Origin of the sequence: Borborobacter xinjiangensis, from assembly GCF_047739745.1 — a bacterium.
Lineage (GTDB): Bacteria > Pseudomonadota > Alphaproteobacteria > Rhizobiales > Rhizobiaceae > Pseudaminobacter.
Window position 1 is genome coordinate 210,583 of the sequence record NZ_JBLLVA010000004.1, and the last position, 13,440, is coordinate 224,022.

Annotated in this window: 11 protein-coding genes; 6 read left to right on the forward strand and 5 right to left on the reverse strand. The window is 60.4% G+C overall.

The window, feature by feature from the left end:
• Positions 1-4: 4 nt before the first annotated feature.
• The 5 genes from ACLKMW_RS07565 to ACLKMW_RS07585 all read left to right on the forward strand — a co-directional run bounded on the left by ACLKMW_RS07565 (position 5) and on the right by ACLKMW_RS07585 (position 3,085).
• Positions 5-385 carry a hypothetical protein gene (locus ACLKMW_RS07565; protein ID WP_415723797.1) on the forward strand — a complete coding sequence of 127 codons (381 nt, stop codon included), beginning with the start codon at positions 5-7 and terminating at the stop codon, positions 383-385.
• A gap of 11 nt (positions 386-396) precedes the next feature.
• Positions 397-564, forward strand: coding sequence for a hypothetical protein (locus ACLKMW_RS07570; protein ID WP_415723882.1), 168 nt, complete (start codon positions 397-399; stop codon positions 562-564).
• A 12-nt stretch (positions 565-576) separates the two neighbouring features.
• Positions 577-1,974, forward strand: a complete 1,398-nt coding sequence (locus ACLKMW_RS07575; protein ID WP_415723798.1) for an APC family permease — start codon at positions 577-579, stop codon at positions 1,972-1,974.
• Between the two features lie 139 nt (positions 1,975-2,113).
• The gene (locus ACLKMW_RS07580; RefSeq protein WP_415723799.1) at positions 2,114-2,809 is read left to right on the forward strand and encodes a hypothetical protein; all 696 of its coding nucleotides are present in this window, start codon (positions 2,114-2,116) and stop codon (positions 2,807-2,809) included.
• A 9-nt stretch (positions 2,810-2,818) separates the two neighbouring features.
• On the forward strand, positions 2,819-3,085 hold the full coding sequence (locus ACLKMW_RS07585; RefSeq protein ID WP_415723800.1) for a hypothetical protein: 267 nt from the start codon (positions 2,819-2,821) through the stop codon (positions 3,083-3,085).
• An 18-nt stretch (positions 3,086-3,103) separates the two neighbouring features.
• Here the strand turns inward: ACLKMW_RS07585 and ACLKMW_RS07590 are convergent, their stop codons facing one another.
• Entirely contained in the window at positions 3,104-4,465 is a 1,362-nt protein-coding gene (locus ACLKMW_RS07590; RefSeq protein ID WP_415723801.1) for a uracil-xanthine permease family protein, read from the reverse strand.
• 183 nt (positions 4,466-4,648) lie between these two features.
• Here ACLKMW_RS07590 and guaD point away from each other — a divergent pair, with 183 nt between their 5' ends.
• Positions 4,649-6,013: a guanine deaminase gene (guaD, locus tag ACLKMW_RS07595; RefSeq protein ID WP_415723802.1), complete on the forward strand. Its 1,365-nt coding sequence runs from the start codon at positions 4,649-4,651 to the stop codon at positions 6,011-6,013.
• Positions 6,014-6,058: 45 nt separating this feature from the next.
• Here the strand turns inward: guaD and ACLKMW_RS07600 are convergent, their stop codons facing one another.
• From ACLKMW_RS07600 to ACLKMW_RS07615, 4 genes are all read right to left on the reverse strand, one after another.
• Entirely contained in the window at positions 6,059-7,105 is a 1,047-nt protein-coding gene (locus ACLKMW_RS07600; protein WP_415723803.1) for a diguanylate cyclase domain-containing protein, read from the reverse strand.
• A 230-nt stretch (positions 7,106-7,335) separates the two neighbouring features.
• Positions 7,336-8,997: a purine-cytosine permease family protein gene (locus tag ACLKMW_RS07605; protein ID WP_415723804.1), complete on the reverse strand. Its 1,662-nt coding sequence runs from the start codon at positions 8,995-8,997 to the stop codon at positions 7,336-7,338.
• Between the two features lie 243 nt (positions 8,998-9,240).
• Complete coding sequence (locus tag ACLKMW_RS07610; RefSeq protein ID WP_415723805.1) at positions 9,241-11,250, reverse strand: hydantoinase B/oxoprolinase family protein; 2,010 nt, start codon at positions 11,248-11,250, stop codon at positions 9,241-9,243.
• Positions 11,251-11,293: 43 nt separating this feature from the next.
• Positions 11,294-13,354: a hydantoinase/oxoprolinase family protein gene (locus tag ACLKMW_RS07615; protein WP_415723806.1), complete on the reverse strand. Its 2,061-nt coding sequence runs from the start codon at positions 13,352-13,354 to the stop codon at positions 11,294-11,296.
• Positions 13,355-13,440: the final 86 nt, after the last annotated feature.

The following is a 13,440-nucleotide window of genomic DNA, read 5'->3' on the forward strand; positions in this document are numbered from 1 at the left end:
TGCTATGGCGTATGAACCGAAAAAGCAGAGCCTTTCGGGTCAGATCGGCGATGTGTTCACCCTGCTGATACTCACCGTAGGCGCTCTCTATATCCCGCTCTATCTGGGGCTTGCCGGCGCCGCGAAAGTGCCCAACCCGATAGAGAATCCGACCTGGGAGGCTCTGGGCCAGAACGCTGCCGAACAAAAACAATGGGCCGCACTCGGCATCACCGATCCGGCCGCCGCAAACGACATCATCACGGCGCGATTCGACTACAGCTTCAGCTGGACCGCCCTGATCGTCATGGTGATCCTCGTCATCGGCTATTTCGTTCTGGTGGTGAGGCTCTCCGACAAGGAATACCGCGAAGTATTGGACGAGCGCTTCGGCTCGAAGCGCTAGGGAGGGGCTGCATGGACTTGTGGAACATACTGGAATACCTCGCCTGGGGCCTTTCGTTCATGTTTGGCGCCCTTCTTCTTATCGACCTCGTTCGCATCGACACGACTTACGACAACGACCTGCTGACTTCCTCGCGCGAAGGCGAGATCGAAGCCACGCAGGAACGTCACACGATTTGAGGGACGACGAGAATGGCAAATGTACCTTCTGACGCGGCTCAACCTGAACGACTTCAGTTGCTGCGCGTACTCGGCCCCGCCCATGTCTGGGCGCTCGGCGTCGGCATCGTTCTCGTCGGCGAGTATATGGGCTGGAATTTTGCGGTCGGCAAAGGCGGCATGATTGCCGGCCTTGTCGCCTGTTGGGTGGCGGGCCTGCTTTACACCTGCGTGGCGATGATCGATTCCGAAGTGACCTCCACGGTTGCAGCGGCCGGCGGACAATACGCACAGGCCAAGCACATTGTCGGCCCGTTGATGGCCTTCAATGTCGGCCTGTTCCTCGTGATGGCTTACACGATGCTAGAAGCGGCCAACGCGATCACCGTTGGCTTCCTGCTCGATTCGGTCGCTGGAATGCAGGGCCATTCAGGGCTGAACCAGCAACCATTCATCGTCCTTGCCATCATGTTCCTGGCGTGGCTGAACTACCGCGGCGTGCTCGCCACCCTTACCTTCAACCTGGTGATTGTCGCAGTCGCGTTCACGGCTATCTGCGTTCTCTTCCTGGCGGTCAATCTGGGCGTGTCGAACGTGCCTCTCGACTTTTCGGCCGTCAGCGAGGAACCGCTCCCCTATGGCTGGGTCGGCATTGTCGCCGCCCTGCATTTCGGCCTTTGGTATTATCTCGGCATCGAAGGCACTTGTCAGGCCGCGGAGGAAGTGCGCTCGCCGGCACGTTCGCTTCCCTATGGCACCATGGCAGGCATCATGACGCTGCTGATTGCCGCCACGATGACCTGGTACATGTGCTCTGGCTTGATGCCGTGGGAATATCTCGGCCAGGCAGGCACGCCGCTGTTCGATGCCGCACGCGTTACCGGCAACACCGGACTGATGGTCCTGCTTTTCATCGGCACCATCTTTGCGACGCTCGCATCCGCCAATGGCTGCATCAACGACGCGTCGCGGGCATGGTTCTCGATGGGCCGCGACCGGTATCTTCCGAGCTGGTTCGGTGCCGTCCATCCGGTCTATCGGACGCCATACCGGGCGATCGTGTTCCTGGTGCCGATTGCGCTCATCTTCGCGCTTGGTGCGCCGCTGGATCAGGTGGTCACCTTCTCGATCCTGTCCGGCCTTCTCGGCTACACCTTCATGACCTTCAACATGGTGATGTTCCGCAAGAAATGGCCCCTCGACACGATCAAGCGAGGCTATGTGCATCCGTTCCACCCGCTGCCTACGATCATCCTGCTTGTGCTGTGCTCGGCGGCCTTCTTCGCCGTGTTCCTCGGCTACGGCACTCAGCTCATCGCAATGATGTGCTTCTACATCGTGGCGTCGCTCTGGTTCCACTACCGGCGTTATCAGTTTGTGCGCCGGGGCGATCAGTTCACCATGCCCTGGCCGAGGCCGCAGGGGTATTGAACTTGAGCATCGGACCGAGCGTCCAACCGGACGCTCGGCGCTCTGATGTGGCGGTGACATTCGGTTGCCGCCGCCACGTTTCGAGAAGCGGCCTTTCCAACTCGAACGCTTCGCGTCAGCCCAGGTAGACATCAAACTTATGGTCACCAGCGCAGCCTTCATGATCTTCGTGGCTGTTTCGATAGCCTGGCTATCGATGCGGGCGTTGCAGGACCATCGTAGAGCGCTCGAGCTGCGTCGCAGTCTCCTGGATTCCGCTGCACGCCTGTTTCCCGATGCGCAGATCACCGTTGGGCGCGATTCATTTCCGATTCTCGTCGGGCATTTGCCGGACCGCCGACGGGTGAAGATCGAGCTTATTGCCGACACGTTGGTTTTCCGGCGGCTGCCGCAGCTTTGGCTGAAGATGACCGTCAGCGAGGCGACCGCTCTGCAGAGACCGTCGATCGGCGCCCTCGCCCGGCCCACAGGAGCCGAATTCTACTCGATCGTGCACGACTTGCCCGAATGGATGCCTCCACCGCAAACCGGCGCCCCACTTCTGATGCGCGGCGATGGCCGCGCCTCTCATGTGCAGGCAGAACGCGTCTCGGCGCTGTTCCAGAAATTGTTCTCTGATCCGGGGGTAAAGGAAGCGGTCATCACGCCGGGGGGCGTGCGGCTGATCCGTCAGGCGGCACAGGGAGAACGTGGCGCCCATCTGGTGCTGCGGCAGATTTCGTTTCCGATCACCGCTGTTTCGCAGGAACTCGTACGCATGGCGCTTTCCGAGACGCAGGCTCTGAGCCAAGTGCTGCTGGACGAGCGGCCGGTTCCCGCCCACGCAACGATCTGAGGTCAACCGATGAGAAAACCAATTCAACCCTATCTCGTGCTCGCACTTGCGATTGCCCTGCCGGGGGCTGGGCATGTGGCAATTCGCGAGGCGCCGCGCGGGTTGGTGTTTGCGCTCTCCGTAGTCCTTTTTTCCGTGCTGACCTATGTGACCACCACGGCTGACCAGTCGTTCATCGGACGGCACGCCGGCGGGCTTTTCATCTGGGCTCTCTCTATCCCCGACGCCTATAGGCGCGCCCGCCTGCTGAAGCCGAAGCCTCCGGCGGCAGCCTGACGTGCTAAAATCCGCGGTTCAGTGCGCGGTTTCTGCCTCGGAATTGTTCTTGTCGACCGGCAGAATCTGATTGAGCAGGATCGCCCACACGGCTCCGAAGGCGATCGACGAACCGAGCAGATATTGAGCCAGGTTCGGCAGCGTCTTCATGTAATCGGCGGGAAGAAGTGTCGCGAACAACGCCATCAGAATCGGCAGGCCGATCACGAACATGTTGCGTTCAGTGAGCTTGACACTACGCACCACCCGGAACCCGTTCATGGCAATCACCGCGCACAGCACGGTAAAGACGCCGCCGATCACCGGACCCGGAATCGAGGCAATCAAAGCGGACAGCTTTCCGATCAGGCCGAAGCAGACCAGCAGTATGCCTGCTGCGGCGAAGGCGACACGGCTTGCGACGCCGGTAATGGCGATGATGCCGGCATTGGACGAATAGCCGGTTACCGGCGTGCTACACAAAAGAGCGCTGACCAGACAGCCCAGCCCCTCGCCCGTCGCTCCGCGATCCAACTGGTCATCGGTCAGCGGCCGGTCAATGACGGCGCCGATGGCAAACCAGGTTCCCGTCGATTCGGCCAGAACCACTAGGTAGACGAGCACCATGGTCAGGACTGCCGGCACCGAGAAGGTGATGTCGAAATTCACAAAGGCAATTCGTGGCAAGGTGAACCAGCTGGCATCTTCCATGCCCTGCAAGCTTAACTGGCCCATCAGGCTCGCCACCACGCATCCGCCGACCAGCGCTATCACCACTGCGGAAAGGCGAAGCCAGTTACCTCCAGCGCCCATCCGGATGCCTGCCATCATGCAGGAGACCAGCAGAAATGCCGTAACGGCGGCCAGCAAGATATTTCCGCCAACAGTGCCAGCGCCGTGAACGGCGAAGACGCTTTCCTTGAGGGCGACCGGCATCAGGGCGATGCCGACGACGATGATGATGGCTCCGCCCACAATAGGCGGCACCAAGCGTCCGACGATGCGATGGAACACCTTGGTCGGCGAACCAAGCAGCGCGACCAGGATGGCGCCCGGTATCAGCGCACCTATGACAGCCGAAAGCCCGGCGATGCCGCCGCCGGCACCAAAGGCGATCGCCAGTATGGCCCCGATCGGAACATAGGATGGGCCCTGTACGATCGGCAGGCGCATCAGCACCTGGGACTGGATCAGCGTTGCAAGCCCGGCCGCAACGAATGCCGACTGGATGAACGCCGATGAATCGGCAATGCTGAAAGCGAGTACCGAAGCGATGATGAAGGGGACGATATACACGTCCATGGCAAGAACGTGCTGCAGCCCGAGAAAAGCCGCACGGCCGAGCGGTAGCTTGTCGTCCGGCTGGGACACGAGAGTCCCTTCAAAAGTGGGTCGTTCCATGTCTCCTCCGGCACAGGCGTGAGAAAAATCGTACTTTAATGGGTTGACGCAACGCCAGACAGCCTCTGCTCGTGTTTAAACACTTTCATAATTTGCGCGAGAGCGCAGCACCAGCGAATGATCGCCCAAGGGTCTTCAATTCGTTATAGTTCGCCCTGCGATTTTACGGGAGGAAACGGCAAGGTGAAAGACAGACTAATTTGCGGCACTGCGTTTCACGCACCGCAACGCGGCGCGGTCGAAGCGCTTGAAGAGGTGCTGATTGCCATCGATGCGTCCGGCAGCATCTCGGAAATCGTCCGGAAAGACCAGGTCGGCTTCGATGAGATGAAGGCGGAGGCTCGCCGCGACGGCAGGCTGATGCAATTGGCGGACAATCAGTTTCTTCTGCCGGGCTTTGTCGATCTTCATATCCATGCCCCTCAATGGCCGCAACTCGGCAAAGCACTCGACGTACCCTTGGAAGTCTGGCTGCAGAAATATACCTTCCCGCTGGAAGCGCGATATGCCGACGTAGATTTCGCCCGCGAAGTCTACGGCGAACTCGTCGACGAGCTGTTGGCCAACGGCACGACCACAGCGGTGTATTTCGCGACGATCCACATGGAAGCATCACTGGCGCTGGCCGAAATCTGTCTTGAGAAGGGCCAGCGGGCCTTTGTCGGCAAAGTCGCCATGGATGACCAGGATCAGTGTCCGGTCGGCTATCGAGACCGCGATGCCGAAACAGCGGTGGCTGAGATGAGGGAGTTCATCCGCCGCGTGCGGGCGCTGTCCACCGGTGCCGATCCACTGGTGCAGCCGATCATCACACCAAGATTTATTCCAAGCTGCACCGATACGCTGCTCAAGGCGCTGGGCGAGGTCGCGGCGGAGACCGGCTGTCTTGTCCAGACACATTGCTCGGAAAGCGACTGGGAGCGCGATTTCGTCAAGGCGCGCTGCGGGAAAACGGATACCGAGGTTCTCGCCGACTTCGGGTTGCTGCGTCACAGCACGATTCTCGCCCATTCCAATTTCGTCACCGATGACGATCTCACCCTCATTCGGCACGCAGATGCTGCAGTTGCCCATTGTCCGCTGTCGAACGTCTATTTCGCCGGCGCTGTCTTCCCGTTGCGGGCCGCGCTCGATAGGAACATACATGTCGGGATCGGCAGCGACGTGTCCGGCGGCCACAGCCCTTCTATCCTCGACGGCTGCCGTCATGCCTTATCCGCCGCCCGGACCCGGGAGGGCGGCGTCGATCCCTCATTGGCGGCCGCCGACCGCGGCGTCGCTAATTCGGCCATCAGCGTTGCCGAGGCATTCTGGCTGGCGACCGCCGGAGGCGGCGAAGCCCTCGGCTCGCCGGTGGGCAAATTTGTGCCTGGCTATAAATTCGACGCGCTGTTGATCGACCTGGACGTGCCCGCATCAAATGTGCGTCGCTGGCCGGCACTCGATAGTCTGGAGGATGTGTTCCAGAAGATCGTGCTGAACGCGACCCGGTCCAATATCGTTCGGACCTGGGTGAATGGCGAGCTCGTAACCTCCACCCAGGCGTAAGGAGTCGCGAGACGCGCGATTCTAGGCTCGCTGGAATCACTGCGCCTACGCGGCAGCACGAGGGCTTTTCGAACGGTCATCGTGGTCCGGCTTGAATATTCGGAACGTGTTTCGTCCCGCGGCCTTGGCGGCATAAAGAGCGGTGTCGGCTTGCATGAACATTTCGCCGGGCGCGGCAGTGTCAAGGAGGGCGATGCCAACCGACGCGCCCAGCCTGAGCGACTGGCCGAAACGGTCGACTGGCCTGTTCAGGACATCAATGATAGCCAGAGCCAGGTCGGCCGAAGCCTTCAGATCGAGATGGGACCCCAGCAGCACGGCAAACTCGTCGCCTCCGATCCGGGCAACGAGTTCCGCCTCGCGGCAAACCTCCTTGAGGCGCCGGGCCGCCTCCTTCAGGCAGTCGTCGCCAGCCACATGTCCGAAAGTGTCGTTGACCTCCTTGAACCCGTCGAGATCGACCAGCAGTAAGGCCCCAACCGGCTGCCCGGTCTGGAGCTCGCTCAGTTCCGAAAGTCTGGACTGGAACTGGGTTCGGTTCGCCAGCCCGGTCATGATGTCGAATTCGGCGAGATAGCGCGTCCTGTCCCAAAGAATTTTTTCCGTGGTGATGTCCTGCTTCATTCCGAAGATGCGGACGGGGACATCGTCTTCGCACTCGACGGTCGCGGTAATCCGAATCCAGCGACGATCGCCTTTTGCCGTGACGATCTCGGCATCCATATTGAAGCCGCTACGCTCCTGGATCGCCCGGCCACGCTTCAGGAGAAGCTCACTCAACGAAGCTTCGCAATAACATTTCAGAATTTCCTTGCGATCGAGGGCGGATCCGCGCGGAAGATCGAAAATGTCATAGACCACGTCGGTCCATTGCAGGGATTCGTCGGCGAGATTGCACTCCCAGACACCAATCTTGGCGGCGGTGGAGGATCTGTCGAAGATTTTGCGGCTATGGGCAAGCGAGGCGGCCTGATCGCGAATAAGGATGGCCTGCGCCTCCAGTTGCGCCTTCAAATCACCAATTGTGACGGCATCGCGCCGCCGCAGCGCAGCCGAACGTCTGATCTTTCGGGCAGGCAACTTGTCGGGCATTCGGAATTGCGCGCCTTCCTTGATGGCACCCGCACATTCACCCGAAAGCGATTAAAATTCTCTATCCACTTGCCTTGGCGTCATGCGGTCTTCGCACAGCCGCTTGCGGAAAATGCGCGTGAGCACCGTGTGCTTCTCGGTCACGGTACTCACGCTCGTCCAGGCGCGGTCGATCTCCACTGGGGTAACTCGGAGATGCAGACCGCTCCCGACCGATCCAGTTCTGGCGTTCAACCCGGGGATGAGGATTCTTGCGAACGCGCCAATACCAAGTCGAGCTCGACCTCTTTGGTGGGTCGCGCATAATCTCGCGCCTCCGCTCGGGCTGCGCGCAGGAATTCACTGTTGTCCGATGCGCAGGCCAGGCAAATCGGCGCATGATCGCTGGATGGATCCCGGTCCATCTCATGCGCGATATAGGCCTGCTTGCAATGGTGGCAGCGTATCCGCGCCGTCCAGGGGTCATCGACCTCGCGGCGAGGATCGAAGGGGCGTTCGACGACAAACCAGTTGCGACGTGCGATCATCAGCGAGACGGCATAGACGACAACGGCGATAGCCAAGGCGATCGGCGGAGCCCAGATCCCCCCGAAGGAGCCGCCGAACGCCAGGAGCAGACTGCCGACGACCGAGGCGCTGACCCAGGCCAACATGCCACCGGGATTGACCAGCGGCACTCTGCCCGGCCGGAATTCCAGTGCGTCGGCCTTGGCTCCGCGCAGATAGGACCAGCCGATATGGGTCATTGCCACACCCACCCATGCGACTATGATCACGCCCTGAAACTGCAGCGTTAGAAGCAGATAGCTGAATACATCGGTCAGCATCACCAGGAATATCACGACCGTCATGATCGCGACCCATACCGTGCGAGGCCAGGATATCTTGAATGCCCGCGCAAAGAAGTTCTGCATGTTGGTCGAGGACAGGTAGAAATTGATGGTGTTGATCCTGGTCTGGCTGGCCCATACGAGGAGAACCCCGAACGGCCCCATCAGCGCGACGATCCCGATGATCGCCGAAGTTTCCGAGAGCGGGCCTTCGATCGGAATGGTATTGGCGATGAAGATGCCGACCGCGCCATTGACAAGCAGGGTGATGACGTAGAACGGAATGCCGAAGGTGAAATTCCCGTTGAAGCTGGCGTCCTCCTTACGCCCGAAGCGCGCTACGTCCCAGGTCATCATGACGACCACCCAGACGCCCATATAGACGGTGAAGGCAAACCACCAGCCGGGAACGCCAACGTCCACGCCTCCTGCGGGAAGATGGGTCAGCCAGTTGTTCGAATAGCCCTCTCGCGCGACCGCCCATATGATGCAGGCGATTAGGCCGAAGACATAAAGCGGCAGGAGGACGCCGTTGATCCGGTCGAGCCAGGTGCGCACACCCTTCATCACCAACGGCGCGCTGTAGAGACACACGACAAGATACCAGACCTTGATCGAGCCTCCGAAATAATCCTGAAGGGCAATGGCCACGATCGATCCTTCGGCGATGGCGTAATAGGTGATCGTGACGCCGAACAGCAGAGCGGCAAAGGTCGCCCCGACCTGGCCGAAGACCGCGCGCGAAAACAGGGCCACGCTCGTGCCGGACCTTGTGGCGAATCGAGCGGCGATGGCGCATAGAATGCCGTAGACGACCGTCGACAGCGCGATACCGATCAGCGTGTTCACGGTGCCGACGGTCAGGGCGACGGTGCTGCCCACCACAACCCAGAACATGGCGCTCATGAGCCCGAACCAGGCCATGGAGAGCGAAAGCCGTGAACTGCGCCAACTGGGCGGGACGATATGCAAGGAAAAGTCTTCAGTCGCTGCCTGTCGCAGCACTTCGGGTTCGTCCTTGTAAAGGACTTCCAGTTCGGGAATCTCTGCGGTTTTTTTCATTGTTAGTTCCCTCTCGTTTTTTCAGGCGTTTGCGTAACTTCCTCAAAGAGCCGAGCGATCAATGAAACCGACAGTCGGTAATCAGGTGAACCACCTGCACAGTCTTGTTGCAGTGGTCATTTCGTCTTCGCTTTCACCAACGCATCAGGGATATGTTTTCAGGCGATCGTCGCGGGCAATGGATGATTGCATTGCCCGCGACATGGTCAGGCAGCCTGATTGCCAGGCCGCATGATCGGATGATCAGGCAACCTTCAAAGTCGCTTTGGCGGACTGGTCCACGGCGCTCCAGTAAGGCACGGTGCGGCGCTTCAGCATTTCGCGGAACTCGGCCGTGGTCTTCGGCAGCAGCTCGCCCGAACCCCAGTCGACAATGACGCCGTACTGACGAATGAGATCGAACATGTCGAGCTCACGTGCCCGATAGCGTGCGGCGATCTTTTCGGGATCTTCCTCAAGCCAGGCCTTGCGATGCGAGGCGATGCGCGCCCGCTCGGCCAGTGTCGCCTGCTCGTCAAGCCGGTACTCGCAAAGATCCGCGTCGACTTCCTCGACGACCACGCCATAGTCCTTTTTGGCGCGGGCAACGGAAACGTAGCCTTCGGTCACATCCTCGAGCACCATTTCGGGATCGCGCTTGAGCGGGTCACCAAGGCCGCCGCCGCCTGCCGAGGGGCGTTGGACCGTGTCGCCTTGCTGCAGGGGGACGCCGGAGAAGAGAGAGCCGAGATAGCGCTCGTTTTCCTGACCCTGATTGATCCACACGCCGTGTGGAATCGAGGGCAATCCGCCCCAAAGGCCCCAGGTGATCGAACGCTCACGGTCACAGCAATATGACACGACCGTGCGCTCACACGCGTAAAGCGTGCCGCCCTTCTGAACGCCCAAACCGCCGCGGCTTTCGCCAGGACCACCCGAGTCGACCATCAGCTCGTGACAGGTCGTAAGCACCGGCGAAAGGCGCTCCTGCCCTTCGAACGGTTGCGTTCCGAGCTGCACGCCGAACACCGGACCGGTGGCGGCCCAGCCGTCTCGGCCATTTCGTGCACCCCAGCCGCCAACCATCCAGTCATACCACATGAAGTATGGCTTTCCTTCGTGACGCGTGTCCCGGCCACCGATCAGCAGGTAGTCGAGATTGAAGGTGCAGGCCATGGCGCGTTCCGGCAGAACCTCCGCCCAAAGCTCGAAGACGGCATTCATGACCTTTTCGAACGGACCGGAGGCGAATCCGGCAACCGGTGTCGGCCATTCGGCATTGACGACCGAGCCCAAGGGACCGGCATCGACCGTGACCACACGGTAGAAACCCGAGTTCATGGGAATGTCGGGCGACTGCATCTTCGTTCCCGCGACCACGGCCGCAAACGCGCCGCCATAACAGCAGTTCAGGAACGAGCCGACCGTCTTCGGGTGCGAGCCGGTCAGATCGTAGTGGACGCGGTCGCCGTCAATCGTCATCTTCACCTTGATGGGAACGAGGCCTTCGCCTTCGTCGGGATCGACATCAATATAGTCGATCGTTTCCCAAGTGCCGTCCGGAAGTTCCGATATGCGCTGGCGCGTCATATCTTCAACGTAGTCCTGAACCTCCTTGAACGACTTCTTGATCGTGTCGACACCGTACTTGTCGCACAGACGCTGAATTTCGCGCTCGGCAAGCCGACAGGCTTCGGACTGGGCCTGCAAGTCGCCGATGATGTCATTCGGCGCGCGCGTATTGTGGGCGATCAGTTCGGCGACATCGGAGAGATAGACGCCCTTGCTGTAGACCCGGATCGGCGTGATGCGAAGACCTTCAGCCATGTGATCCAGGGCGTTCACGTTGAACGAGCCAGGCACGGCTCCTCCGACGTCCGCCCAATGGCCGTTGGCCTGGGCGAAGCCGAGCAGTTCGCCCTTGTAGAACATCGGGGCAAACAGGCGCGTATCGTTGAAGTGGGTGCCGCCCTGATAGACGTCGTTGATCACGAAGACGTCGCCCGGGTGCACGTCATCCCCGAATTTCTTGATCACGGCCTTGGCGGTCAGATGCAGGGTGCCGACGTGAGCGGCGATATCGCCGCTGCCTTGCATGATCGTGTCTCCGGTCGGGTCGCACAGTGCCGAGGAGAAGTCCCGGGAGTAGATGACGAACGAGTAGCAGGTTCGCAGGATCTGTTCGGCCATCTGGTCAACGATGTTGACGTAAGCGTTCTTCAGAACTTCAAATGTAACCGGATCGAGCGTGCGGCGATCTTTTTTCAGTGCCATTTCTAATCTCCAATTCAAACTTGTGTGGCGACGGGCGCTGCGTTCAGGAAAGCTGCGGAACGTGCATCTTGATGATCAGATATTGATCGACTTCCGCCTTGATGCCGGGCGGCACAAGAATGGTGGAGTCGAGCTGATCGATGATCGCCGGCCCCTCTACCACCGCGCCCGCATGCAAGGCTGAACGGTCGTATACGGGCGTCTTGATGCGCTGCGGCGCTTCGTCGAACCGCACCATGCGTTCGGCAACGGGTGCCGGGAGCTTGGCCGAGCGGAGTTCGTGCTTGGCCAGTTCCGCCTTGCGGTTCAGCCCGGTGGCCTTGACCTGTATGCGGCACACTTCGACGGGCGCATCCGGCCTGGAGTAGTTATGCTCGCGGCCATGTTCCTCGTGGAACTGCTTTACCGCCTCGTCCAGGTTGGCGATGTCGGCGCTGACTGGGATCGACATGGATCTCCATTGGCCGAGGTAGCGCATATCGACAAAGCGCTGGAACAGCATCCGGTCCGAAGAGATGTCTTCGTTGGAGAGGCGTTCGTGACCGTCCTCCTCCAAAGCCCTGAAGGCCTTGTTGAGATCTTTCATGTCGATGTCGCTGACGGTGGCGGTGTACATCTGCGTGATGTCGTGCGTGATGTCGACGAGCAGGCAGCCCAGGGCGGAGGTGACGCCAGGGTTCGGCGGGATGAGAACGACGGGGATATGCAGATCCCTGGCCAGCGCCACGCCGTGCAACGCGCCCGCGCCTCCGAATGCCACCAAGGCGAAGTCGCGCGGGTCATAGCCTTTTCTCAAGGAAACCAGCCGCACGGCATCGGCCATATTGGCGTTCGCGACCTTCAATATGGAGAGAGCGGCTTGCTCGGCGTCCATCCCGAAGGGTTGACCGATGACGCGATCGATCGCCTCTTGCGCAAGCTTGACATCGAGTTCGACCCTGCCGCCGGCGAGCTTCGTTCCGAGACGTCCGAGGAACACGTTGGCGTCGCAGTTGGTCGGTTCGGTGCCGCCCTGATTGTAGCAAACGGGACCCGGCGTCGAGCCTGCGGACTGCGGTCCGTTGCGAAGCGCGCCGGCAGCATCGCGCCAGGCAAGCGATCCACCGCCCGCGCCGATCGTCAGAACCTCGATGCTCGGGAAGCGGATCGGATAGCCGTATTCCACATGCCAGTCATTGGTGACGTGGAGGTGGCCATCAGAACAGAGACTGATGTCCGTGCTCGTGCCGCCCATGTCGAGGCTGATCGAGTTCTTGTACCCGGCCAGTTCGGAGATGAAGCGGCTGGCAATCGCGCCGGCGGCGATGCCGGATGCCGCCAGGCGTGCCGCGAATTTCGTGGCGCCCTTCGCGGTCATCACGCCGCCGCCGGAGTGAAGCAGCAGCACTTCGCCGCCATAACCGCCTTTTTGCATGCGGTTCTCGAGCTCCGCGCCATATTGGCCGGCGACCGGTCCCAGGACAGTGTTCGCGACGGTCGTGTTGAAGCGTTCATGCTCGAAGATTTCCGGCATGATGTCGCTCGACAGCGAGATGGTGATGCCGGGGATTTCCTCCAGCAGAATGTCGCGCATCCGCTGTTCGTTCACAGGATTGACGAAGGAATTCACAAAGCAGATTGCAACGTTGTTGACGTTGCGCTTCCTGATCACACGAGCGAGTTCGCGGGCCTCGGCTTCATTGACGTCCTCGATGACCTTCCCCGAATAGTCGATGCGCTCGGTGACCACTAGCCGGTTGCGGCGGGGCAGATAGGGCGGCGCCATTTCCTTATAGGTGTCCCAAAGATCGTCGCGGGTGCCCCGGCGAATCTCGATGACATCGCGGAAGCCCTTGGTGGTGATCATGAGGGCGGGCGGAAAACGCCGGGTGATCAGGGCGTTCGTCGCCAGCGTCGTGCCATGCGAAAACAGAATGATGTCGCGAAGGGCGACGCCGCCTGCGTCGATCCCGTTGAGCACGCCATCGATCGGATCCGGCGTGGTCGGGGTCTTGGCGACATGTATGTTCCCGGAAGCTTCGTTCAGAACGCATACGTCGGTGAATGTGCCGCCAACGTCGCAGGCAACACGCACCGTTGGCCTTTCGGCTAATTCTGTAGTCATAGGTACTCTCCTCCATTAAACCAACGATTCAAGTTACGACTGGCCGTTACTCGCCCTCTGCTCGAGAGCGGGTTTGGCATTGCTCT